The sequence below is a fragment of the Streptomyces sp. NPDC102451 genome, assembly GCF_044765485.1.
Classification (GTDB): domain Bacteria; phylum Actinomycetota; class Actinomycetes; order Streptomycetales; family Streptomycetaceae; genus Streptomyces.
Genome location: NZ_JBIWKD010000017.1, coordinates 141611 through 165835, shown reverse-complemented (window position 1 = coordinate 165835; position 24225 = coordinate 141611). Strand labels below are relative to the sequence as shown.

The following is a 24225-nucleotide window of genomic DNA, read 5'->3' as shown; positions in this document are numbered from 1 at the left end:
GGCCTCAGTCGCAGTCGCGGCAGATGGGCTGGCCGTTCTTCTCGCGCGCCAGCTGGCTCCGGTGGTGCACGAGGAAGCAGCTCATGCAGGTGAACTCATCAGCCTGCTTGGGCAGAACCCGCACGGCCAGCTCTTCGTTGGACAGGTCTGCGCCGGGCAGCTCCAGTCCCTCTGCCGCGTCGAACTCGTCCACGTCGACGGCGGATGCCGTCTTGTCGCTCCGACGAGCCTTGAGCTCTTCGAGGCTGTCCTGGTCCACGTCGTCGTCGGTCTTGCGTGGGGTGTCGTAATCCGTTGCCATGTCGCTCTCCCCCTCATGGGTGTCTGCGGTGTCTCAGCGCACGTAACGCGTGAGAGGCCGGACTTGTGCCCGACCTGAGGCGGAGATTTTGCCTCACATCAAGGTCTGTTACTCAATCGACACCCAACCGGATCTCTCGTGAGCGATCAGCTTGGGTGGCGATGGGGACCGTACACGGTCCGATTGCTGCAGTTCACGGGCGCCACCCCGTGTACTTCCCGTGATATCGCCCCCCGAAAACCCGGACGTTTCCAGGCTTTCGGGCAGAGTTGTGATCACGGAGAGTAGAGGGACCGGAAATCGCCCTTGTGATCGATCACACAGGGACAGAACGGAAACAGGGTTCGAAAATTCCGCCCAAAGCGAACAGAGCGATCCAATGCGGCTTCACACCGTGAAGCTTCTCAGACCGGAAGGGTGACGCGCATCACGAGACCACCGCCCTCGCGGGGCTCCGCGATGATACGGCCTCCGTGCGCCCGCGCGACGGACCGCGCGATCGACAGGCCGAGCCCCACCCCCTTGTCGCTGCCCGTGCGCTCCGTGCGCAGCCGCCTGAACGGCTCGAAGAGGTTGTCGATCTCGTAGGCGGGCACCACCGGGCCGGTGTTCGAGACGGTCAGGAGTGCCTGCCCGTGCTGGAGCTCGGTGGTGACCTCCACCCAGCCGCCCTCCGCCACGTTGTAGCGCACGCCGTTCTGCACGAGGTTCAGCGCGATCCGCTCCAGGAGCACACCGTTGCCCTGGACGACGGCCTGGGCCCGCTCGCCGCGGACCTCGACCCCCTTCAGCGCCGCCTCGGCCCTGGTCTGGTCGATGGCGCGGTCGGCGACCTCGCCCAGGTCCACGGGCTTGCGTTCGACGATCTGGTTGTCGCTGCGGGCGAGGAGCAGCAGCCCTTCGACCAGCTGCTCGCTCCGCTCGTTCGTGGCCAGGAGGGTCTTGCCCAGCTGCTGGAGCTCCTGCGAGGCCTCCGGGTCGGAGAGATGGACCTCCAGGAGCGTGCGGTTGATCGCGAGGGGCGTACGCAGCTCGTGCGAGGCGTTCCCCACGAACCGCTGCTGGGCGGTGAAGGCCCGCTCCAGGCGGTCCAGCATCTCGTCGAACGTGTCCGCGAGCTCCTTCAGCTCGTCGTCCGGGCCGTCCAGCTCGATCCGCCGGGAGAGGTCCGTTCCCGCCACCCGGCGGGCGGTGCGGGTGATCCGGCCCAGGGGGGACAGCACACGGCCCGCCATGGCGTAGCCGAAGGCGAAGGCGATGATGCTGAGGCCGACGAGGGCCAGCAGCGCGCGGTTCAGCAGGGAGTCCAGGGCGTGCTGGCGCTGGGCCGCGGTGCAGTTCTTGATCGCCTCGTTGAGCTGGGTGTTGTTGAGCGCGGCGCCGAGCTGCGGACACATGTCGCTGGAGATCTGCACGTTCGTGCCCTTGACCTGGAACTCCAGCCCGCCGGCGTCGTGCAGTGCCTGGGCGGCCAGCATGTAGATGATCGAGAGCAGCAGGATGCCCGCGATCAGGAACATGCCGCCGTACAGCAGCGTGAGCCGTATCCGGATGGTCGGCCGCAGCCAGGGGTACGGGGATTCCTGCGCCTTCGGTTCCCAGGTCGGCTTGGGGGGCGCCTTCATGGGGGCCGGTGATGCTGCCATCACGCCCTCAGATCCGGTATCCGGAGCCAGGGACGGTGACGATGACGGGTGGCTCGCCGAGCTTGCGGCGCAGGGTCATGACCGTCACCCGCACCACGTTGGTGAACGGGTCGGTGTTCTCGTCCCACGCCTTCTCCAGCAGCTGCTCGGCCGAGACGACCGCGCCCTCGCTGCGCATCAGGACCTCCAGGACGGCGAACTCCTTCGGGGCGAGCTGGATCTCCTGCTCGTCCCGGAACACCTCGCGGCGGTTGGGGTCGAGCTTGATGCCGGCCCGCTCCAGCACGGGCGGCAGCGCGACCGTGGTGCGGCGCCCCAGGGCGCGCACGCGTGCCGTCAGCTCGCTGAAGGCGAAGGGCTTGGGCAGGTAGTCGTCCGCACCGAGCTCCAGGCCCTCTACCCGGTCGCTGACGTCACCGGAGGCGGTGAGCATGAGCACCCGGGTGGGCATGCCGAGCTCGACGATCTTGCGGCAGACGTCGTCGCCGTGCACCACCGGGAGGTCCCGGTCCAGCACGACGACGTCGTAGTCGTTCACCCCGACGCGCTCAAGGGCCGCCCCTCCGTCGTAGACGACGTCGACGGCCATGGCCTCCCGGCGCAGCCCGGTGGCCACCGCATCGGCGAGCAGCTGCTCGTCCTCGACGACGAGTACGCGCACGGCGCAGTCCTTCCCTAGGTCTTCGAAAAAACGGCGAGCCGCCCCTGTTCCGGCCGCTCGCCGCACGTCAGCGGTACCGACTGTGCGCGTCCATCCTGCCCGTAACGCGCATAAACCGGCGGTAAGACGGCGCGGCCCGGGCCGCTGCTCCAGGGAATCGATCGGATTTCCGGGCCAGTTGAGGTTTCTCGCCGGGCGGCGGCGGGGAGGACGCTCTCACACCCGCGATCACGCCATGCATGTGGCGCACCACAGCCCGTCCTGCTTCCAGAGGGACTGCGTGATCACCCGCACTCCGGCCCGCGGGCCGGAGGACCACCGGGCACACCCCCGTGCCACCGACCCACGACGAGGGGGCGCTTCATGGACGCTTTCACCGCAGGTCTGCTGCAACGAATCAAGACCACCGAGTCCGACCTCACGAGGGCTCGCGAGACGGGCGACGACTTCCTCGCGGATGTCGAGCAGGGAGAGCTGGACGACCTGCACCGCCTCGCCGCCGAGCACGGCGTGGAAATCGGCGCCACAAGCGTCTGAGCCGCCACGAGAGGGCCCCGGGAGCCATCACGGTCTCCTGGGGCCCTCTCCGCGTTCCGGTGCTCTCCCGGGCGGCTGGACGGCCTCAGGAGGTCATACGTCAGTCGTGCCAGGCGCCCAGTTCCTCGAGGAGCGCCTGGAGCGGCTCGAAGACGCCGGGGGTCGCCGCGACCGTGAGGTCGCCGTCCGCGGGCCGGCCGGGCCGTCCCCCGGTGAGGGCTCCCGCCTCCCGGGCGATCAGATCGCCGGCCGCGACGTCCCACGGGTGCAGTCCGCGCTCGTAGTAGCCGTCGAGCCGGCCCGCCGCCACGTCGCAGAGCTCGATGGCGGCCGATCCCCCGCGCCGGATGTCACGCAGCCGCGGGATCAGCTGCTGGGCCACGGCGGCCTGGTGGGTGCGGACCTCGGTGACGTAGTTGAAGCCGGTCGCCACCAGGGCCTGGTCGAGGGGGGCCGTGGGGCGGCAGCCCAGCGCGTCCCCGTTGCCGTACGCCCCGCGGCCGAGCACCGCGTGGAACGTCTCGCGCCGCATCGGGGCCTCCACCACGCCGACGACCCGTTCGCCGTCGCGCTCGGCGGCGACGGAGACGGACCAGGTCGGCAGACCGTAGAGGTAGTTCACCGTGCCGTCGAGCGGGTCGATGACCCAGCGGATGCCGCTGCTGCCCTCGGCGCTGGCGCCCTCCTCGCCGAGGAAACCGTCGGCGGGGCGGTGTTCGGAGAGGTAGCCGGTGATCAGCTTCTCCGCCCGGATGTCCATCTCCGTGACGACGTCGATCGGGCTGGACTTCGTCGCGGCCACCCCGAGGTCGGCGGGACGGCCGTCACGCAGGAGCGCGCCGGCCCGGCGGGCCGCCTCCAGGGCGAGGTCGAGCAGTTCGGACAGGAGGGGGTCGGTCACAGCGCTCCAGAGGTGGTTCGCGGGGCCGCGGCAGGCGGGTGGGTGCCCGCGCGGCGGGAGGGGCGGGTGTCGTCGGCTAGAACGGGCTGTCGGCGCCCGCGGCGGCGGGCCTGGGGGCCCTGGCCGGACAGCAGCCGACCGGACAGAGGTCGTGGGAGGGGCCGAGGGAGCCCAGGGCGCACGGCGTGACCGGGCGGTCCTGTTCGGCGGCGGCACGCTCCAGGACGAGCTCACGCACGGCGGCGGCGAACCGGGGGTCCGCACCGACCGTCGCGGAGCGGCGCACCGGCAGTCCGAGCTCGGCGGCCTTCGCGGTGGCCTCCGTGTCGAGGTCGTACAGGACCTCCATGTGGTCGGAGACGAAGCCGATGGGGGCCATGACGACCGCCGGGACACCGTCGCCGTGGAGCGTCTCCAGGTGGTCGCAGATGTCGGGCTCCAGCCACGGGATGTGCGGGGCGCCGCTGCGCGACTGGTAGACGAGCTGCCAGGGGTGGTCGACGCCGGTCTCCTCGCGCACGGCCTCGGTGATCAGCCGGGCGACGTCCAGGTGCTCGGCCACGTAGGAGCCGCCGTCGCCGTGGGTCTCCACCGGCCCGGAGGTGTCGGCCGCCGAGGTCGGGATGGAGTGCGTGGTGAACGCGAGGTGCGCCCCCGCCCTGACGTCCTCGGGGAGGTCGGCCAGCGACGCCAGCACGCCGTCCACCATGGGCCGTACGAAGCCGGGGTGGTTGAAGTAGTGCCGCAGCTTGTCCACCCGGGGCACCGGGAGCCCCTCCGCCTCCAGCGCGGACAGCGACTCGGCGAGATTCTCGCGGTACTGACGGCAGCCGGAGTACGAGGCGTAGGCGCTGGTGGCCAGCACGGCGATCCGCCGGTGGCCGTCCGTGATCATCTCTCGGAGGGTGTCGGTGAGGTACGGGGCCCAGTTGCGGTTGCCCCAGTACACCGGGAGTTCGAGGCCGTGGTCCGCGAAGTCCTTGCGCAGTGCGTCCAGCAGCGCCCTGTTCTGGGCGTTGATCGGGCTCACGCCGCCGAAGAGGAAATAGTGCTTGCCGACTTCCTTGAGCCGCTCCTCGGGGATGCCCCGGCCGCGCGTCACGTTCGCCAGGAACGGGACCACGTCGTCAGGGCCTTCGGGACCGCCGAAGGAGAGCAGCAGCAGGGCGTCGTAGGGAGCGGGACCACGCAGATCGGACATGCCCCCGATCCTGCCACCCGCCTCCGACAGTGCGGCAACCGCCACCGGCGGGTCAGTGGCGCCCGTAAGCTGTATCGGCCATCCATACGCCTGACACGCTTCCCGGAGCCCCCCTTGCCCAGCCCCTACCGCGCCATCTTCGCCGCCCCCGGAAGCCTGGGGTTCTCGGCGGCCGGATTCCTCGGCCGGATGCCGCTGGCCATGATGGGCATCGGCGTGGTGACGATGGTCTCGCAGATGACCGGCCGCTACGGGCTCGCCGGAGCGCTCTCCGCGACGCTCGCCATGGCCGCGGCCGTCATGGGCCCGCAGGTCTCCAGGCTGGTCGACCGGTACGGGCAGCGGCGGGTGCTGCGCCCGGTCACCCTGGTCGCGGCGGCGGCGGTCACGGGGCTCCTGATATGCGCCCAGCAGCGGCTGCCGGACTGGACCCTGTTCGTCTTCGCGGCCGGCGCGGGCTGCGTGCCCAGCATGGGCTCGATGGTCAGGGCCCGGTGGGCGGCGATCTACCGGGGCTCCGGCCGTCAGCTGCACACCGCGTACTCCTGGGAGTCGATCGTCGACGAGGTGTGCTTCATCTTCGGGCCGATCGTCTCCATCGGTCTGTCCACCGCGTGGTTCCCGGAGGCCGGCCCCCTGGTCGCGGGTGTCCTCCTGGTGACCGGCGTCTTCTGGCTGACGGCCCAGAAGGCCACCGAGCCCAGGCCGCACCCGAAGGAGCACCACTCGGGCGGCTCGGCCCTGCGCTCGCCCGGACTCCAGGTGCTGGTGACCGCCTTCGTCGCCACCGGGGCGATCTTCGGGGCGGTCGACGTGGTGACCGTGGCCTTCGCCGAGGAGCGCGGGCACAAGGCGGCGGCCAGTCTCGTGCTCGCTGTCTACGCCCTGGGTTCCTGCCTCGCCGGTGCCGTCTTCGGTCTGGTGCACCTGCGGGGGAAGCCGTCCACCCGGTGGCTGGTGGGGGTGTGCGCGATGGCCGTGAGTATGATCCCCCTCCAACTGGCCGGGAGCCTGCCGTTCCTGGCCGTGGCGCTCTTTGTCGCGGGCCTGGCCATCGCACCGACGATGGTCACCACCATGGCCCTCGTCGAACAGCACGTACCGCGCACGAAGCTGACCGAGGGCATGACCTGGACCAGCACCGGGCTCGCGGTCGGAGTGGCGCTCGGCTCCTCCGCCGCAGGCTGGGTGGTCGACGCCTCCGGGGCGGCGGCGGGGTACGCGGTGCCCGTCGTGGCGGGAGCGCTCGCGGCCGCGGTGGCGTTCCTGGGGTATCGCCGGCTCGCGGAGCCGGTTCCTACGGGAGTTCCTACGGGAGGGCGCGGGGAAGATGACCGACACCTACGCACGGACGACGAGCACGTGGCGTAACTGGGCGGGCAACGTCACCGCGCGGCCCGCCCGCGTGGAGTCCCCCGCCTCCGTCGACGAGCTCGCCGAGGTGCTCCGCCGGGCCTCCGAGGACGGTCTGACGGTCAAGCCGGTCGGCACCGGACACTCGTTCACCGCGACCGCGGCCACCGACGGGGTCCTCATACGCCCGGACCTGCTCACCGGCATACGCGGGATCGACCGCCGGGCGATGACCGTGACGGTCGAGGCCGGCACCCCGCTGAAGCGCCTCAACGCCGCGCTCGCCCGCGAGGGGCTCTCCCTCACCAACATGGGCGACATCATGGAGCAGACGGTCGCCGGGGCCACCTCCACGGGCACCCACGGCACCGGCCGCGACTCCGCGTCGATCTCCGCGCAGATCCGCGCGCTGGAGCTGGTCACCGCGGACGGCACGGTCCTGAGCTGCTCGGCCGAGGAGCATCCCGACGTCTTCGCGGCGGCCCGGATCGGACTGGGGGCGCTCGGTGTGGTCACCGCGGTCACGTTCGCGGTCGAGCCGGTCTTCCTGCTGACGGCCCGCGAGGAGCCGATGACCTTCGACCGGGTCACGGCGGATTTCGATCAGCTGGTCACCGAGAACGAGCACTTCGAGTTCTACTGGTTCCCGCACACCGGCAACTGCAACACCAAGCGCAACAACCGGAGCGCGGGCCCCGCCGCTCCCCCCGGGCGGGTGAGCGGCTGGATCGAGGACGAGCTCCTCTCCAACGGGATCTTCCAGGTCGCCTGTTCGGTCGGCCGCGCGGTCCCCGGGGTCATCCCCTCCCTCGCCAGGATCTCCAGCCGCGCCCTGTCCGCCCGTACGTACACCGACATCCCGTACAAGGTGTTCACCAGCCCCAGGCGGGTGCGCTTCGTCGAGATGGAGTACGCCCTGCCGCGCGAGGCGGCGGTCGACGCCCTGCGTGAGCTCAAGGCCATGGTGGAGCGCTCGCCGCTGCGGATCAGCTTCCCGGTGGAGGTCCGCACGGCACCCGCGGACGACATAGCGCTCTCCACGGCCTCGGGCCGGGAGAGCGCCTACATCGCGGTGCACCTGTACCGGGGCACGCCGCACCAGGCGTACTTCACGGCCGTCGAGCGGATCATGACGGGCTACGACGGCCGCCCGCACTGGGGCAAGATCCACACCCGTGACGCCGCCTATCTGGCGGGGAGCTACCCCCGGTTCGGCGAGTTCACCGCCGTACGCGACCGGCTCGACCCGGACCGGCTGTTCGCCAACGACTACCTGCGCCGCGTGCTCGGGGACTGAGCCCGGGAGCGGTTCAGCGGTCCGTGTCCGTGCCTGCCGCGGCTCCGCCCTGCGGGGCCGGGGCCTCGTCGGCGCCCGTCGGGTCCGGTGCGGCCAGCGAGGTGGCGTCGCCGCCCGGCGTGGCCGGGGTGGTGGCCTCAGGCGTGGTGGCCCCTCCGGACGCCGACGGCGTGGGGGTGGGGCCGGTGGTGGGACCGTCGCCGCCCGAGGGGTCGGGCCGCGTGCTCCCGCCGTCCTCCGTGCCGGTTCCGGGCGAGGTGCTGCTCCCACTGCCGGGCATGTTCCCGTCGTCATCCCGGTCGCCCTGGCCGCCGTCGTCCTCCTGGTCCGTACCGTCCGAGGACGAGGGAGAGGGTGAGGTCGTCCCGCCGTGGCGTTCCCCGCTCACGACGGAGCCGATGGTCGTCCCTCCGTTGCCCCCCAGATCGTGTCCGGAGGCCATTTCGTACACGGTGATGCCGGCCATCGACAGGACGAAGACCCCGGTGGCCGCGAGGGCCGACCGCTTCCAGCCCCGGACGCGGGTGCCGTGCGTACGGGCGTCGGAGTAGGAGTCGTCCGTGACCACCTCGCCGGGGTGCGCGCCGCCCGGCCGGACCTGACGCAGCACCGTGGTGCGGTCGGCGTCCCGGCCCACGGTGCGCAGGGCCCGGGTCGCCTCGGGGTCGCCCTGGCGCAGGACGCGGGTCGCGTCGTCGTCCACGGTGCGCAGGACCCGGGTCGCGTCGTCCTCCGGCTGCCGCGGGGCGGTGGTGGCCTCCCGTGTGTGCACCGTCACCTGACGGCCCGCCGGATGCTTCACCTGGACGGTGACCTCGCGGATCTGCTCGCCGGTGCGACGGAAGAAGTGCTGGAAGACCGAGCCGCCGCAGGTGGCCACCACGCTCATCACGCCCGCACCGGCGATGGTCCCGTACACACCGAGCTGCGAGGCCATCACCGCCGCCGCGACCGCGGCGACAGCGCTGCCCGCGACCTGCGGGAGGCTCAGATCTATGCGCCTTTCCTTGCGTTCCGCATCACTCTGCGGCTTCTGAACCATGATCAGCCCCTGCTCGACAACTACCCCACCTTGCACCAGGAAGGGACATATGAGCGAATCAGATAGTTCCGATTCTGGAGATTTTGTGAAGCAGCACACGCATCGAGGGCATACCGTCGGCAACGGGGTAACCCAACTCCCGTACCCGGTGAGAACTTCGGCGGCGTGCCGGTCCACCCAGGTGGCCCGAATGGAGTACTGTGGCGAGCCCTGGGGCCGGACTCCCACACGGGTGTCCGGACCTTACGGGAGGGGGCCGAAGGACGGCACCCGAACCGGCGGCGCCGCGGCATCGCACGGGCGCCTGCTGCATGGAGGGACCACCCGGTCACTCCGCGTCGCAAACAGGTAACCGTGCCATCGTGGCGTTCCAGGGCCAAGGCCCGACACGCCGGGTAACTTGGCAAGGTTGTGGCAGGCTGAACCCGGGCAGGTCACACTCGACTAGCGGAAGCAGCGACGCACGTGACGTCGGCAGGCACCACCCGGGAGGTTCCCATGCCCGAACTGCGTGTCGTGGCCGTCTCAAACGACGGCACACGACTGGTGCTCAAGGCTGCGGACAGCACGGAGTACACGCTTCCGATCGATGAGCGGCTGCGTGCCGCCGTGCGCAATGACCGCGCCCGGCTCGGCCAGATCGAGATCGAGGTGGAGAGCCATCTCCGCCCGCGCGACATCCAGGCGCGCATACGCGCCGGCGCCTCCGCCGAGGAGGTCGCCCAGTTCGCCGGCATCCCGGTGGACCGGGTGCGCCGCTTCGAGGGCCCCGTGCTCGCGGAGCGCGCGTTCATGGCCGAGCGCGCCCGGAAGACTCCTGTGCGCCGTCCCGGCGAGAACACCGGACCCCAGCTCGGCGAGGCGGTGCAGGAGCGGCTGCTGCTGCGCGGGGCCGACCGGGAGACCGTCCAGTGGGACTCCTGGCGCCGGGACGACGGCACCTGGGAGGTCCTCCTGGTCTACCGCGTCGCGGGCGAACCGCACTCCGCGAGCTGGACGTACGACCCGCCGCGGCGGCTCGTCCAGGCCGTGGACGAGGAGGCGCGCTCGCTGATCGGCGAGACCGACGACGTCGCGGCGCCGGAGCCGAGCTTCCCGTTCGTGCCCCGGATCGCACGACTCCCGCGGGACCGTCCGCTGGACCGCGCGCTGGACCGGCAGATCGAGCGTCCTGCTCCCCCCGCGCCGGAGCCGGAGGAGCGCGTCAGCGGTGTGTCCGCGAGCGAGCGTGATTCACTGACCAGCCTCCTGGAGGCGGTGCCGAGCTTCCGTGGCGACATGGTCGTCCCGGAGCGGCCCTCGCAGCCCGAGCCGCCCGCGCTCGAGCCCGCACCGCAGCAGGAGCCCGAGGCCGACGAGCCCCCGGCCGCGGCGGCGTCCGCCGGCGCGGGTTCCGCCTACGCCGATGTGCTGATGCCCCGCGCGGTGGCCGGCCACCGCGACCGGCTGACCGGGACGACGGACCGCCAGGCCGAGGCGGACGGCGTACGCCCGGGCCGCCGGGCGGCGGTGCCGAGCTGGGACGAGATCGTCTTCGGCACACGCCGGAAGAAGCAGGACTGAGGTCCGGACAGGGTGTCCGCGGCATGAGGAGGGCCCGTACGCAGCCGCGCACGGGCCCTCGCTCCGTCCGGAGGCCGGGCGCGTCAGAGGGGGTCCGGCCCCGTGGCGACGGGACGGGACTCGTCCGAGGACCACTCCGACCAGGACCCGGCGTACAGGGCGGCCCGGTGTCCGGCGAGCTCCAGCGCCAGTACCTCATGGGCGGCCGAGACGCCGGAGCCGCAGTAGACGCCGACCTGGGTGTCGCCGTCGGCCCCCAGTGCGGCGAACCGCGAGGTGAGCGCGTCGGCGGGCAGGAAGCGCCCGTCCTCACCGACGTTCTGCGTGGTCGGGGCGGACACCGCCCCGGGGATGTGGCCGGCGACGCGGTCGATGGGCTCCACCTCTCCCCGGTAGCGTTCACCGGCCCGCGCGTCGAGCAGCAGACCCGAGCGGGCCAGCTTCGCGGCCGCGTCCGCGTCGAGGAGGACGAGCGCTCCAGGCCTGGGCCGGAAATCGCCCTCAGCGGGCTCCGGGATCTCGGTGGTGAGCTCACCGGTCCAGGCGGCGAGACCGCCGTCCAGCACCCGGACGTCGGTGTGCCCGGTCCACCGCAGCAGCCACCACGCGCGGGCGGCGGCCCAGCTCTGACCGCCGTCGTGGACCACGACCGGGGTGTCCTGGCCGACCCCCGCCCGTCGCATGACGGCCCCGAAGGCCTCCGGGGCCGGCAGGGGGTGACGGCCGCCGCTGCCCGCCGGCCCCGCGAGCTCGGAGTCGAGGTCGACGTACACCGCCCCCGGAAGGTGACCGGCCTCGTAGTCGGCGCGGCCGTTCGGCCCGCCGAGCTGCCAGCGGATGTCCAGGAGTACCGGCGGGCGCGGCCCCGTCGACTCGCTCAAATATTCGGATGCGGTGATGATGGGCTTCATGAGTGCCATCTTCGCGCAGGGGCGGCCGTCCTCGGTGACGTAGCACCGAATTGGATGTACCACACCAAAACGGACTTCGGCCTGAGGGGAAGCCGGAAAACGCGGCGCGGCCGGGGTGCCTCGGAGGCTCAGTGGTGCGAGCATCTGCACGGAGCGTACGCACCCGTATCCGTACCGCTGGGCACCGTGCAGGCTCCGTCCCCCCGTACGGCCACCCCGATGGTGCGAGGAGAGAGAAGAAGATGACCGAGGCTGCCACCCGGCGGACGCCTGGAGCGCCGTGCTGGGTGAGTCTGATCGTGCACGACCTGACCGCGACCCAGGAGTTCTACAGCCGGCTGTTCGGCTGGGAGTTCCTGCCCGGGCCCGAACAGCTGGGTCCGTACGTCCGAGCGCTGCTGTGCGGCAAGGAGGTCGCCGGCATCGGACAGCTGCCGCCCGGCCGGCACCTCCCCATCGCCTGGACGACCTACCTCGCGACGGAGGACGCGGACGCCACGGCGGAGTCGGTCCGCTCCTGCGGCGGGACGGTGGCCGTGGGCCCCCTCGACGCCGGGAACGCCGGCCGCCTCCTGCTCGCGTCCGACCCGAGCGGTGCGGTCTTCGGGGTCTGGCAGGCCGCCGAGCACCTCGGTACCGCGCTCGCGGGAACACCCGGCACCCCCGTGTGGAACGAGCTGGTGACCCGGGAAACCGCGTCGGTCGCCAAGTTCTACCAGGCCGTGTTCGGATTCGAGACCGAGGCGGTCGTCTCGGCCGACTTCGACTACCAGACCCTGCACATCCAGGGCCGCCCGGTGGCCGCCCTGCACGGCGTGGGGCACGCCCTGCCCCGCGACCGGGGTCCCCACTGGATGACGTACTTCCAGGTCGCCGACACCGATCAGGCGGCGGCGCGCGTCGTGGAGCTCGGCGGGCATGTGCTGCAGCCGCCGACGGAGGCCACCAGCGGCAGGCTGGCCACGGTGGCCGACCCGGAGGGCGCGGTGTTCACGATCGTGCGGCCGCCCGGCAGCTGACGTCGGGCTTTTGTCCCGTCCGTTGCAGCTCTGTGAACGATTTCCGAACGCCCTGATCCCCCCGGCCGGCCGTCGGCGCACGCCGCCGTGGGGGGATGTTCACTACAGAAGATGGCTACAAGCGTTCGCGTCTACGGGAGTTGTGCGACCGGAGCGCGTGTCGGCGGCCCGCGCGTATCCGCTGCTCCGACACCTGCGGCAGCCGAATCCCCCCGCAGGTGACGCGCCCGGAAAGCACGCGCCGCACCGACGGTAACCATCCGGAACAACGCTTCTCTGTTTGCATCACGTAACGCTCGGTCCCCTGGTCCGCACCGGAAGCGGTTCGGCGTCAAGTCGCCCAAAAGGGGCGGGCCCGGCTGTCATCGCGCCGGACGCCGGTCATGTCCATCGTGTACGTTCTGGCTGCCCGCCGAAGAGAATTTGTCTTGTTCCGGCGTGCGCCCCGTCCTCCACCTGGAGGGTGGAAGGCTTACCGATATGGGGGGAGGCGTGAAAGGGATGCTCGCAGGACTTTTCACGCGACCGCAGAACCCGTGTCGGCGATGTACCGGGACGGCCTGAGCGCCGGCAGAACCGGTACGGTCGGCAAGAACTCCCTTCAGTTTTGCGACCGTTCATCCACGCACTGCGCGAACGTGACCGCTTCCCTCCGGAAGAAGCCCCGCCCCGGGCCCCGGTCCCCTTTTCATGATTTCCCCAGGGTTTGTTACGCGACAACAGGTGGTCGATCATTGTTGCTGCCTTTGACATCAGTCATGTCGGCATGCCTCTCACCGGCAATGCGCTCCACAATGACGAATTCTAGGTTCGAAGGATGATGGAGAAACTAAAGGGACCCGAGGAATTGTCACTGTCGGGCATGCTACGCGCGTCCATAAGCATGCAGCCCGACCGGACCGCCGTCACCTGCGGCACGGAGCGGCTGACCTTTCAGCAACTCGGCGAGCGCAGCGAGGACGTGGCGGAGCGCCTGCGCCGATTCGGTGTGGCGGCCGACGGGTTGGTGGGCGTGTTCATGGAGCCGTCCGTCGATCTCGTGGCGAGCGTGTGGGGCGTCCTGCACGCGGGCGCCGCGTACCTGCCGCTGTCGCCGGAGTATCCGGACGAGCGCGTGCGGTACATGATCGCGGACTCGCGGACCGAGGTCATCCTGGCGGACGAGTCCCTGGCGGCCCGGCTGGCCACGATGACGCCACCCGGCACGGAGATCGTCACCTTCAGCCGCATGCGGGCCGGCCGCGAGGCCGGGCCGGTCACGCAGGACACGCCCGCGACCGCCTCCCCGGCCCGTCCCTCCGCGCAGGGGAACGATCTCGCGTACGTCATCTACACCTCCGGGAGCACGGGCAACCCGAAGGGCATCGGCATCGAGCACCACAGCATCGTCAGTCAGCTGCGGTGGCTGGCCGACGAGCAGGGGCTGGACCGGCGCCGGACCGTGCTGCAGAAGACGCCGATGAGTTTCGACGCGGCGCAGTGGGAGATCCTCGCGCCTGCCTGCGGCAGCAGCGTGGTGATGAGCGAACCGGGGGTGTACGCCGATCCCGGCGGGCTCATCGACCTGATCGTGGCGAACGAAGTCACCACCCTCCAGGGAGTGCCGACCCTGCTGCAGGCGCTCGTCGACACCGGCCGGCTGCCCCTCTGCACCTCGCTCACCCATGTCTTCAGCGGTGGCGAGGCACTCACCAAGAGCCTGGCGGTCGAGCTGCTCGACGCGTTACCCGATTGCGCGCTGATCAACCTGTACGGCCCGAGCGAATGCACGATCAACGCGTCGTCCCACACCGTCGACCGGAGCACCGTCCAGCACGGTCCCGATCACCTCTCCATCGGCCGGCCCGTGCGGGACCTGAGCTTCCACATCCTCGACGCCGCCCGGCAGCCCGTCGCGCACGGCGAATCGGGTGAGCTGTACATCTCGGGCCCTCAGCTCGCCCGCGGGTATCTGAACCGCCCCGCCCTGACCGCCGAACGGTTCCTCACCAACCCGTTCTCCACGGATCCGCTGTCCGACCGCCTCTACCGCACCGGTGACCTGGCCCGGTGGAACGACGACGGCACCGTCCAGTTCCTCGGCCGCACCGACAGCCAGGTCAAGCTGCGCGGCTTCCGGGTGGAGCTGGACGAGATCAAGGTGGCCATCGAGAAGCACGACTGGGTGCGGCGCGCCGCCGTCCTGGTCCGGGACGACCCGAGGCTCGGTGCCAACCTCATCTCGTTCGTCGAGCTCGACGCCGAGCGCGCCGCCCTCATGGACCAGGGCAACCACGGCGCCCACCACCAGTCGAAGAAGAGCAAGCTCCAACTCCGCGCCCAGCTCGCCGATCTGGGCGTACGTCAGGAGGAGACGCCACAGGTCATCGATCTGCCCGGGCGTGTTCCCACGGTCCAGCAGCGGCGCACGGCGTTCGCCCGTAAGACCTACCGCTTCTTCGAAGGCGGCGAGGTCACCGGGGACGACATCCTGGGCCTGCTCGCCCCCCGGACGGAGACACCCGCGGCGCCCCGCACCCCGGACACCCTGACCCGGTCCGAACTCGGCGCCCTGCTGCGGTCCTTCGGTCAGTTCACCAGCGCCGAACGGCTGCTGCCCAAGTACGCGTACGCCTCCCCCGGGGCGCTGTACGCCACCCAGCTCTACCTGGAGCTGTCCGGCGTCGCCGACCTCGAACCCGGCCACTACTACTACAACCCGGTCAGCCATCAGCTCTCGCTGATCAGCCCCGCCGCCGTCGGCACACCGAGGCTGCGGGTCCACCTCGTCGGGCGCCGGTCGGCCATCGAGCCGGTCTACCGCAACAACATCCGGGAAGTCCTCCAGTTCGAAGCCGGCCACATGATCGGCCTGTTCGACAGGCTGCTGCCCGAGCACGGTCTGCGGATCAACGTCCGCGAGGGGGTGCCCGAGGTCAAGGGGCTCCTGCGGTGCCCCGACGAGGACTACTACCTCGCCACCTACGAGGTGGAGCCGTCCTCCGCCCCGGCCGTCCCCAGCCCGGTGGACGTGTACGTGCAGGCCCATCCGGGCCGGATCGCGGATCTGCCCGGCGGCCAGTACCGGTACGACGGCGCCGGCCTGGTGCGCGTATCGGACGAGCTGGTCCTGAAGCAGCACGTCATCGCCATCAACCAGGAGGTCTACGAGCGCGCGAGTTTCGGCATCACCCTGGTCGGCGGCGCCGCCGCACCGTGGCAGCGCTACGTCGACCTCGGCCGGGAGCTGCAGCGCCTCCAGATGAACGACATCGGGGTGGGCCTGATGTCCTCCGGTTACAGCTCGGAGACCGGTAACGACCTGCCCTCGGCCCGGCGCATCGCGGCCGTCGCCGGCCTCGGACCGGACCGGGCCTCCTACTTCGCCCTCGGCGGCCGTGTCAGTGCGGAGCAGCGGCTCAGCGAGGGGATGAAGGAGGACTCCGTCCACACGCGGGGGCCGGCCGAGATCGTCAGGGACAACCTCTCCGCCTCCCTGCCTCCGTACATGGTGCCCAACCGGGTCACCGTGCTGGACTCCTTCCCGCTCACCGCCAACGGCAAGATCGACCACCAGGCGCTGCGCGCCCTCGACGAGGACGCCATGCGCGGCACCGATGCTCCGGTCGTACCTCCGCGTACGCCCACCGAGGAGGCCGTCGCCGCGCTGTGGCAGCAGGTGCTGCGGCAGGAGAGGGTCTCGATCCGGGACAACTTCTTCGCCGCCGGCGGCCATTCGCTGACCGCCGTCAACCTGGTGGGCCGGATCAACCGGGAGCTGGGCAGCTCCCTGCCGCTCCAGGTCCTGTTCGACTCACCGACCATCGCGGAGCTGGCCAGACGCATCGACCGGGAACCGGCGACCGCGTTGTCCCGGGCCGTGCGGCTGCGTGGCGGGGACGGCCGTCGGCCGGTCTTCTGCTGGCCGGGGCTGGGCGGCTACCCGATGAGCCTGCGGCTGCTGGCCGGCCGGCTGGACCTGGAGCGCCCTTTCCTCGGTGTCCAGTCCTACGGCATCAACGCGGGCGAGACGCCGTACCCGACGTTCGACGAAATGGTCGCCAGGGACATCGAACTCATCAGACGGATCCAGCCTGTCGGCCCGTACGTGCTGTGGGGCTACTCCTTCGGGGCCCGGGTCGCGTTCGAGGTGGCGTACCAGCTGGAGCGCCAGGGTCAGCAGGTCGAGGAGGTGATCCTCATCGCCCCGGGCAAGCCACCGGTGGAGGTCCGCGGGGAGGTCTCCGCCGGCGCGGCGGTCAGCTTCGCCGACACCACCTTCGTCTCGATCCTGTACTCGGTGTTCGCCGGAAAGCTCGAACAGCCGGCGGTCGACGAGTGCCTGGCCGCCACGCACGACGAGGACTCGTTCATCGCGTTCGTCTGCGACCGGTTCGAGCATCTGGAACACGATCTGGTGCGCAGGATCGTCGGCGTGGTGAGGCGGACGTTCCTCTTCGAGTACGCCCCGCACGAGCTGGCCGAGCGCAGCATCGCCGCTCCGGTCACGGTGTTCAGGGCCGAGGGGGACCAGGGCTCCTTCATCGACTCCGGCCATGTGCCTTCGAGCGCGCCTCCCAGGATCAGTCAGCTCGAGGCCGACCACTACGGCCTGCTCCGCACCGGCGGGGTGGACGAACTCGTCACCGCCGTTCAGTCCGCACGGCTCACCAGAAAGGCCATCGGAGTGCCCCACGTCAACATAAAACACTTCCCGGGCGACCTCGAAGCGCACCAGGTGTCCGCCCTGGTCGAGGCGATCACCAGCGCCGTCCAGACCGCCTTCTCGGTCGACGGGGGCACGGTGTCGATCGCCCTCGAACCGGTGGCCCAGGACGCCTGGAACGAGCGGGTGTACGTGCCGGAGATAGCCGGCGGCACCGGCAACCTGATCAAGGTCCCGAACTACTGAGCCCGCCGCCCGCATTCGACGGGCCGCCGGGAACCAGGCCATGACCAACGGAGGACCGCATGCGCAGGACGATCGCCAGGGCGAAGGAGGACCTCGCCGTGATCGTGGCGCGAGACCCGTCGATGCGCTCCCGCGCGGAGGCACTGCTGCATCCCGCGCTGCCCGCGCTGTGGGCCCACCGGGTGGCTCATGTCCTGCACACCCGCGGGCACCGTCACACCGCGCGGTTCCTGGCCTACGTGGCACGCTCCGTGACCGGTGGCATCGAGATCCATCCGGCCGCGAGCCTCGGCCGGCGCGTGTTCATCGACCACGGGGCCGCCGTGGTGATCGGGGAGACCGCGCGGGTCGGCGACGACGTGACGATCTTCCATCAGGTCACGCTCGGCGCGGTCGGCTGGTGGCGGGACGGCCGGCGCGAGCCCGGTGCGCGCCGGCACCCGGTCGTCGGTGACCGGGTGGTGATCGGCACCAACGCGATCGTGCTCGGCCCGGTCACCGTCGGCGACGACGCGCTGGTCGGGGCGGGTTCGCTCGTACTGACCGATGTGCCACCCGGTGCCCGTGTCGTGGCTCCCGCGGCCGAGATCGTGCGGCGGCCGTCGGCCGAGGAACGCGAGGACGCCGCCCGGCTGCTGCGCGCCCTGGCCACCTCCGGGTGCTGGTGAGGCCCCGCCCGTCCCCGTCCGTCCCGTCCCCACCCGACCGTGTGTCGGCATGCCATCGGAGGCATACGTGATTCATGTCGGTGTCCTGGAGAGCAACCTCTCCGGTTCCGGCTTCGAGGGCCTGCAGATCATCAAGGAACTCGACTGCCGCGTCACCTTCTTCACCCGCGACCTGGACCGGTACCTGGAAGTGCCGGGCGGTCCGGCCTACTTCGACGACTACGTCGACGAGATCGTCCACTGCGAGACGAACGTCCTCGAGGAGCTCCTGCCGCACGTGCACGCGGCCGGAGCCGAGCACCCCTTCGACGCCTTCCTGACCCTGGCCGAGTACGACGTGGTCGTGGCGGCCGAGGTGGCGGTGTTGCTCGGGCTCCCCACGGTCAGCGTGGACGGGGTGGCCGTGGCCCGGAACAAGGCGCTGATGCGCCGGCGCTGCGCCGAACTGGGGGTGCCGATGCCCGCGTTCCGTACGGTACGGACCCCCGAGGAGGCGGAGTCGGCGGCGGCCGCGATCGGGCTGCCCTGCGTCGTGAAGCCCGCGGACGAGACCAGCAGCGCCGACGTCCGGCTGGTGGAGACCCCGGCTCAGGCCGCGGAGCACGTCCGGCTGATCCGGTCCAGGGTGGAGAACACCCGTGGCCAGAGCCGCTACCACGAGCTGATGGTCGAGGAGTATGTGAGCGGTCCCGAGGTCAGCGTGGAGGTGCTGGCCGAAGGTGACCGGTACGAGGTGTTCGGGGTGACCGACAAGTCGGTCGGCGGCCTGGGCTACTTCGTGGAGCTGGGCCACACCTTCCCGTCCAGCCTGCCCGGTCCGGTCGTGACCGCCTGCGGCGAACTGGCCGTGGACGCGCTGCGCGCGGTCGGGTTCGACCTGGGCATGGCCCATGTAGAGATCAAGGTGACCGCGTCAGGACCCAAGCTCATCGAGATCAACCCGCGGCCCGCCGGCGGGAAGATCACCTACCTGGTCGACCGCGCTCTCGGCATCCGCTCCCTGGAGCTGGTGGCCCGTCAGTACCTCGGCCGGCCGCTGCCGGCCCGGGTCCTGCCGGAGCAGCCGGTCGGCGGCACCTCCATCCGCTATCTCACGGCGCTGCCGGGCCGGGTGGTGTCGATCAGCGGTCAGGAACGGGCCGCCGCACTGCCCGGCGTGGAGGAGGTCGTCCTCAAGCCGAAGCCCGGCGACGAGATACGGGAGCTCCGCCGCAACGGGGACCGGGCCGGTCATGTGCTCGTGGTGGCCGAGACCGCTCAGCTCGCGGCGCGTACCGCAGAGGCCGCCGCCAAGGAGATCAGCATCAGGACCGAGCCGGTCGACCGCCGTCCGGTCGCGGACTCGCTCGTCGAGCTGATCGGCGGTACCCCGCTGCTGCGGCTTCCGGTGGACCGGATCGTGGACGGCACGCCGGGTGACGCCACCGTCCTGGCGAAGCTGGAGCTGTTCAACCCGTGGTCCAGCAGCAAGGACCGGGCCGCGCTCTCGATGCTGCGCGGCGCCGAGGAACAGGGTCTGCTCGGCCCGGTCGGCGGCACCGTCATCGAGGCGACGTCGGGCAACACGGGGATCTCGTTGGCGGCGCTGGCGGCGGCCCGTGGCTACCGCTGCGTGATCGTGCTGCCGGACAACGCGACGCAGGAGCGGGTGGCCATCCTGAAGTCGCTCGGTGCCGAGGTGGTGGCGACCCCGCACACGGGCGGGTACCAGGCGGCGGTCGACCGGGCCGAGGAGATCCACCTGGAGACCCCCGGGTCGTGGTTCTGCCGCCAGCACGACAACCCCGACAACGCGCGGGCCCACTACGGGTCGACCGGGCCGGAGATCTGGTCCGACACCGAGGGCCGCGTCGACGTGTTCGTCTGCGGGGTCGGTACGGGCGGCACGTTGAGCGGTGCGGGCCGGTACCTCCGCGAGAAGAACCCCTCGGTCCGCATCGTGGCGGTGGAGCCCGCGGGGTCGCCGCTCCTGTCCGGCGGGGAGCCCGGCACGCACTGCATCCCGGGGTTCAACGGCGGCTTCATCGCGCCGACCACGGACCAGGCGCTCATCGACGAGGTCATCGCGGTCTCCGACACCGACGCGCTGGAGACCACGCGCCGCCTCGCGCTGCACGCGGGCCTCCTGGTCGGGGTCTCGGCCGGCGCGGTCGCGTACGCCTCCGGTGTCGTGGCCGGCCGCCCGGAGTACCGGGGCAAGCGCGTCGTCACCCTGCTGCCCGACACCGGGGAGCGGTACCTGAGCCTGCTGAGCCGCGCGGCCGAGCCGGTGGCGGCCGGGGCAGGCGTCGGCGTGGGTGCCCGGTGACCGCCGCCCCCGCCGACGGCCGGCCGCGCCTGCTGATGGTCATGCCGTACCGCCAGTTCGTCAGGAAGGCGCAGGAGGAGGGGTTCTGGGTCGGCGCGATCTGGGACCCCCGGCTGGAGTCGCCGGAGTACCTCGACGACGTACGCGGACTGGCGGACCTGTTCGTCCTGACCGACTTCGGGGACGAGGAGCTGCTGCGCGGCACCATCCGCGACGTGGCGCGGGAGCACGGCGTCCCGGTGATCTACCACATCGGCCGCGAAGAGACGATGGTCAGCAGCTACGAGGTGGCCGAGGAGCTGGGCGCCGAGGTCAATCCGGCCGCGGCGATCCGCTACCTCTCGGACAAGCATGCGATGCGGGAGCTGCTCGCGGAACGCGGCCTGTCACCGGTGTCCTTCGCCGCGGTGGCGACCCGGGAGGGGGTGCCCGACGCGGTCCGGCGGATCGGGTGGCCCGCCGTGGTCAAACCGGCCGCGCTCGCGGGCAGCCGGGGCGTGTTCCTGTGGCAGGAACCGGCGGACCTGCTGCCCTGGACCGAGCTGGTCGACCAGTACGCCTACCACGGGCCGTTCCTGGTCGAGGAGTATCTGCGCGGTCCGGAGTACAGCGTGGAGACGCTGAGCGTGGACGGCGGTCACCAGGTCGTCGGCATCACCGAGAAGCTGCTGGGGCCGCCGCCGCTGTTCGTGGAGGTGGGGCACGTCCATCCGGCGCCGCTGCCCGAGGACCGTGAGCGGGCCGTCGAGGAGTTGACGGCGGAGTTCCTCACGGCCTGCGGTTACCGCTTCGGCCCCGCCCACACCGAGGTCATCTGGACGGAGAAGGGCCCGCGCATCGTCGAGTCGCAGGCACGGCTCGGCGGGGACCGCATACCGAGGCTCGTCCAGTTGGCCACCGGCCTGGACATGGAACAGGCGATCTTCGCCGGCCTGGCCGGTACCGCGCCCGGACCGTCCGCACCGACGGCGACGGCGATCGTGCGGTTCTTCACCTTTCCGCCCGGCCACGTCGACGACGTACGGGGTCTCGAAGCAGCCGCACAGCTGGGCAACGTCGACGAGCTGACCATCCGGCTGAGCCCCGGGGACACCGTGCCGGCGGTCACCGACTCCAAGAGCCGCCACGGGCACGTCATCGTCTCCGGCGCCTCTCCCGAGGAGGCGCGGGCCCGCTGCGCCGAGGTGCTGGCCTCCATCGAGGTCGTCATCGACGGAGTGCCCGAGCGGGCCACCGGCCGGAGCGAGGTGCTCGGAGCACCCGCATAAACCGCGTCGCGCACGAGGTCCCACCCCCCATGGAGAAAGGCAGTCCCATGCAGTACTCCGTCCCCTCAACCAGGAGGTCACCATGACCGTCCGCGACACGGACGCCCAGGTGTTGTTCGTCGGTTACAACGCGGCCTACCTGCGTGCGATCGACGGGAGGGTCCCCAGCGGGTCCGTCGTGGTGATCGAGGAACCCGACATCATCCGCAAGCGGGAACTGCGGGACGCACCGGCGGCCTTCGACTGCCTGGACCGGATCGTCCCGGCGAGCTACCAGCAGTCGGCCGAGGCCCTCGATCTGGCGGCCGAGCTGTCGGCGGCGCGGCCGGTGGCCGCCGTCGTCCCGGGGCTGGAGTACGCGGTGCCCGCGGCGGCCGCACTGGCCGAGAAGCTGGGGCTGCCGGGCGCGACGGAGACGGCCGCGCAGGCCCTCCGGGACAAGGTCCGGTTGCGCGAGGTCGCCGGTGCGGGCGGTGTGCGCAATCCACGCTGGCGGGAGGTGCACGGGCCGGAGGACATCCTCGATTTCGCCGGCGGGGGCCCGGTGGTGGTCAAACCGGCGAACCGGCAGGCGAGTGTCGGCGTACAGCTGCTGGACTCCGTGGACGCCACCACTGCGGCACAGGCCTGGGAGCGGACCTCGTCGGCCGCCGAGTACGAGCAGGTGCCCGACAGGCCGCTGAACTGGCGGTTCCTGGCCGAGGAGCGCCTGGAAGGTGCCGAGTACAGCATCGAGGCGCTGGTCCGGGAGGGCGAGATCGTCTTCGAGAACATCACTGCCAAGACGGTGATCCCCGGGCCGTACCCGGTCGAACTCGGCCATCTGCTGCCCGCTCCGCTCGACGAGGACACACAGGCCGCGTTCGGGACGGCCCTCCGGGCACTGGTCGCCGCGCTCGGCTTCCGGACCGGCATCCTGCACGCCGAGTGGATCCTGACGGAGTCCGGTCCGACGCTCGTCGAGTGTGCCGGCCGCTGCCCCGGTGACTACCTGATCGATCTGGTCGACCTCGCCTACGACACCACCATCAGGCTGACCCTCATCGACCTGCTGGCCGGCCGCCCGGTCACGCTGCCGCGGACCGCGGAGCGGACCTCGGCGATCCGGTTCCTGGCAGCCGGGCCGGGGACCGTGACCGAGGTCGCCGGCGAGGACACGGCGAGGGAACTGCCCGGCATCCGGGCCGTGGAGGTGGATGTCGCGGTGGGCCAGGAGACCGGCCCCTGGGCCTCCTCCTGGGACCGTGCCGGGCACGCCATCGCGACCGGACCGGACGCGGACACCACGCTGCGGCGCGTCCTGGACGCCGAAGCAGCCATCCGCATAGCAACCGATTGAGGACGAACATGTCTGAACGCTGGCAGCGCATCCGCGGTTGGCGCGGATCCATGCCTGGGGGCCCGGTCGGCATACAGCTGGCCGTGATCGCGATGATCGACGCGGTGGGCACCGGTGCCTTCCTCGCCGTCTCCGTGCCCTTCATCACCAGATCGGTCCACCTGTCGGAGCGCAACCTCGGCTTCGGCCTGGGCCTGTCCGCCGCGATCGCGCTGGCCACGGCGATTCCGATCGGGATCCTGGCGGACCGGATCGGCCCTAAGAAGGTCCTGGTCGGGGTGAGCCTCTGGCGGTGCGCCTGCTTCGTGGTCTATCCGCTCGTCCAGAACCTGTGGCAGTTCCTGACGGTGGTGTGCCTGCTCGGCCTGGTCGACAAGGCGGCCGCTCCGATGGAACAGGCCCTGGTCGGGCAGGCGGTGCCCACCTCCGAGCGGGTCCGGGTGGTCGCGATCCTGCGCTCGATGCGCAATGTCGGCTTCACCCTCGGAGCGCTGCTCGGCGGTATCGGCCTGCTGATCGACACCCGGGCCGGCTACACCGTGATCCTGCTGCTCAACGCCGCCTCGTTCGCCGTGCTGGCGTCCCTGGCCTCCCGGCTGCCGCTGCTCAACGCGGTGGCCACGCAGCTCCGTCGGCGCTTCTCGGTCAGCGTGCTGCGGGACGGCTCGTTCCTCTCGTTCGCCGGGATCAACGCCATCCTCACCATGCACATGACCCTGCTCAGCATCGGCATCCCCCTGTGGATCGTGGGACACACCGATGTCTCGGCCGCGCTGATCTCACCGCTGGTGGCCGTCAACACCGTACTGGCCGTCCTTCTGCAGGTACGGGCGAGCCGGGGGACCGACGACATCCCCGGCGCGGCGCGCGCACTGGTACGCGCCGGCATCTCGCTCGCGGCCTGCTGTCTGCTGCTCGTCGCGGCACCGGGGCTGCCGGTCGTCCTGGCCGTCGGTGTGCTGCTGCTGGCCATGGTCGCGCTGACCGGCGGCGAGCTGTGGCAGTCCGCCGGCGGGTGGGGCGGGTCCTACCTGCTCGCGGTCCCGGGCCAGGAGGGTGTCTACCTCTCGGTCTTCTGGCTCGGCGTGGCGGTGCAGCAGATCGCGGCACCGATCGTGGTCAGCCTGATCGTCACGGTCGGAGCCACCGGATGGGTCGTCCTGGCCGCGGTGTTCGCCGCCGCCGGTTTCGCGGCACCGGCCATCGGCCGGTGGGCGCAGACGCAGGCGGCCAAACGGCCGCAGCCGGACGCGAGCCTGGCCGAATCCACCTGACCGCCCCTGCCCGCCTTCCTGAGCGGGCCGTCCGTTTCAGCAACA

18 protein-coding genes and 1 pseudogene are annotated in these 24225 nt (G+C 71.2%); 12 read left to right on the top strand and 7 right to left on the bottom strand.

Translation table 11 applies throughout. The features are described from left to right. Window positions 1-4 precede the first annotated feature (4 nt). The 3 genes from ACIRD8_RS30150 to ACIRD8_RS30140 all read right to left on the bottom strand — a co-directional run bounded on the left by ACIRD8_RS30150 (window position 5) and on the right by ACIRD8_RS30140 (window position 2608). Complete coding sequence (locus tag ACIRD8_RS30150) at window positions 5-301, bottom strand: DUF4193 domain-containing protein (RefSeq protein ID WP_003965732.1); 297 nt, start codon at window positions 299-301, stop codon at window positions 5-7. 404 nt (window positions 302-705) lie between these two features. Then, entirely contained in the window at window positions 706-1947 is a 1242-nt protein-coding gene (locus tag ACIRD8_RS30145) for a sensor histidine kinase (RefSeq protein ID WP_403998371.1), read from the bottom strand. A 7-nt stretch (window positions 1948-1954) separates the two neighbouring features. Next, entirely contained in the window at window positions 1955-2608 is a 654-nt protein-coding gene (locus tag ACIRD8_RS30140) for a response regulator transcription factor (RefSeq protein WP_359466041.1), read from the bottom strand. A 363-nt stretch (window positions 2609-2971) separates the two neighbouring features. On the opposite strand from ACIRD8_RS30140, the gene ACIRD8_RS30135 reads away from it, so the two are divergent. Beyond that, window positions 2972-3145, top strand: a complete 174-nt coding sequence (locus tag ACIRD8_RS30135; protein ID WP_164992724.1) for a hypothetical protein — start codon at window positions 2972-2974, stop codon at window positions 3143-3145. 100 nt (window positions 3146-3245) lie between these two features. On the opposite strand, the gene ACIRD8_RS30130 is transcribed toward ACIRD8_RS30135, so the two are convergent. Then, window positions 3246-4046, bottom strand: coding sequence for an inositol monophosphatase family protein (locus tag ACIRD8_RS30130; protein WP_403998368.1), 801 nt, complete (start codon window positions 4044-4046; stop codon window positions 3246-3248). 76 nt (window positions 4047-4122) lie between these two features. Next, a complete protein-coding gene (locus ACIRD8_RS30125; RefSeq protein ID WP_403998365.1) occupies window positions 4123-5247 on the bottom strand; it encodes a ferrochelatase in 1125 nt (374 codons plus the stop codon). 114 nt (window positions 5248-5361) lie between these two features. On the opposite strand from ACIRD8_RS30125, the gene ACIRD8_RS30120 reads away from it, so the two are divergent. Both ACIRD8_RS30120 and ACIRD8_RS30115 read left to right on the top strand, forming a co-directional pair. Beyond that, window positions 5362-6618 carry an MFS transporter gene (locus tag ACIRD8_RS30120; RefSeq protein ID WP_403998362.1) on the top strand — a complete coding sequence of 419 codons (1257 nt, stop codon included), beginning with the start codon at window positions 5362-5364 and terminating at the stop codon, window positions 6616-6618. Beyond that, window positions 6578-7897 carry a D-arabinono-1,4-lactone oxidase gene (locus tag ACIRD8_RS30115; RefSeq protein WP_403998360.1) on the top strand — a complete coding sequence of 440 codons (1320 nt, stop codon included), beginning with the start codon at window positions 6578-6580 and terminating at the stop codon, window positions 7895-7897. Before ACIRD8_RS30120 ends, ACIRD8_RS30115 begins: the two co-directional genes overlap by 41 nt. Window positions 7898-7910: 13 nt before the next feature. On the opposite strand, the gene ACIRD8_RS30110 is transcribed toward ACIRD8_RS30115, so the two are convergent. After that, window positions 7911-8939: a hypothetical protein gene (locus tag ACIRD8_RS30110; protein ID WP_403998357.1), complete on the bottom strand. Its 1029-nt coding sequence runs from the start codon at window positions 8937-8939 to the stop codon at window positions 7911-7913. 498 nt (window positions 8940-9437) lie between these two features. Here ACIRD8_RS30110 and sepH point away from each other — a divergent pair, with 498 nt between their 5' ends. Next, complete coding sequence (sepH, locus tag ACIRD8_RS30105) at window positions 9438-10502, top strand: septation protein SepH (protein ID WP_403998355.1); 1065 nt, start codon at window positions 9438-9440, stop codon at window positions 10500-10502. 83 nt (window positions 10503-10585) lie between these two features. Here sepH and ACIRD8_RS30100 read toward each other — a convergent pair whose 3' ends face one another. Continuing rightward, the gene (locus ACIRD8_RS30100; protein ID WP_403998352.1) at window positions 10586-11413 is read right to left on the bottom strand and encodes a sulfurtransferase; all 828 of its coding nucleotides are present in this window, start codon (window positions 11411-11413) and stop codon (window positions 10586-10588) included. Between the two features lie 242 nt (window positions 11414-11655). Here ACIRD8_RS30100 and ACIRD8_RS30095 point away from each other — a divergent pair, with 242 nt between their 5' ends. From ACIRD8_RS30095 to ACIRD8_RS30060, 8 genes and pseudogenes are all read left to right on the top strand, one after another. Continuing rightward, window positions 11656-12432 carry a VOC family protein gene (locus ACIRD8_RS30095; protein ID WP_403998350.1) on the top strand — a complete coding sequence of 259 codons (777 nt, stop codon included), beginning with the start codon at window positions 11656-11658 and terminating at the stop codon, window positions 12430-12432. 883 nt (window positions 12433-13315) lie between these two features. Then, entirely contained in the window at window positions 13316-17323 is a 4008-nt protein-coding gene (locus ACIRD8_RS30090) for an amino acid adenylation domain-containing protein (RefSeq protein ID WP_403998347.1), read from the top strand. A gap of 59 nt (window positions 17324-17382) precedes the next feature. Beyond that, the gene (epsC, locus tag ACIRD8_RS30085) at window positions 17383-17991 is read left to right on the top strand and encodes a serine O-acetyltransferase EpsC (RefSeq protein ID WP_403998344.1); all 609 of its coding nucleotides are present in this window, start codon (window positions 17383-17385) and stop codon (window positions 17989-17991) included. Window positions 17992-18040: 49 nt separating this feature from the next. Further along, window positions 18041-18943: pseudogene (locus tag ACIRD8_RS30080) on the top strand (acetyl-CoA carboxylase biotin carboxylase subunit family protein); the annotation flags it as partial. A 57-nt stretch (window positions 18944-19000) separates the two neighbouring features. Beyond that, the gene (locus tag ACIRD8_RS30075; protein WP_403998436.1) at window positions 19001-20299 is read left to right on the top strand and encodes a pyridoxal-phosphate dependent enzyme; all 1299 of its coding nucleotides are present in this window, start codon (window positions 19001-19003) and stop codon (window positions 20297-20299) included. Next, window positions 20296-21567 carry an ATP-grasp domain-containing protein gene (locus tag ACIRD8_RS30070; protein ID WP_403998341.1) on the top strand — a complete coding sequence of 424 codons (1272 nt, stop codon included), beginning with the start codon at window positions 20296-20298 and terminating at the stop codon, window positions 21565-21567. Before ACIRD8_RS30075 ends, ACIRD8_RS30070 begins: the two co-directional genes overlap by 4 nt. A gap of 82 nt (window positions 21568-21649) precedes the next feature. Further along, the gene (locus ACIRD8_RS30065) at window positions 21650-22906 is read left to right on the top strand and encodes an ATP-grasp domain-containing protein (protein WP_403998338.1); all 1257 of its coding nucleotides are present in this window, start codon (window positions 21650-21652) and stop codon (window positions 22904-22906) included. Window positions 22907-22914: 8 nt separating this feature from the next. Next, window positions 22915-24180, top strand: coding sequence for an MFS transporter (locus ACIRD8_RS30060; RefSeq protein WP_403998335.1), 1266 nt, complete (start codon window positions 22915-22917; stop codon window positions 24178-24180). Window positions 24181-24225: the final 45 nt, after the last annotated feature.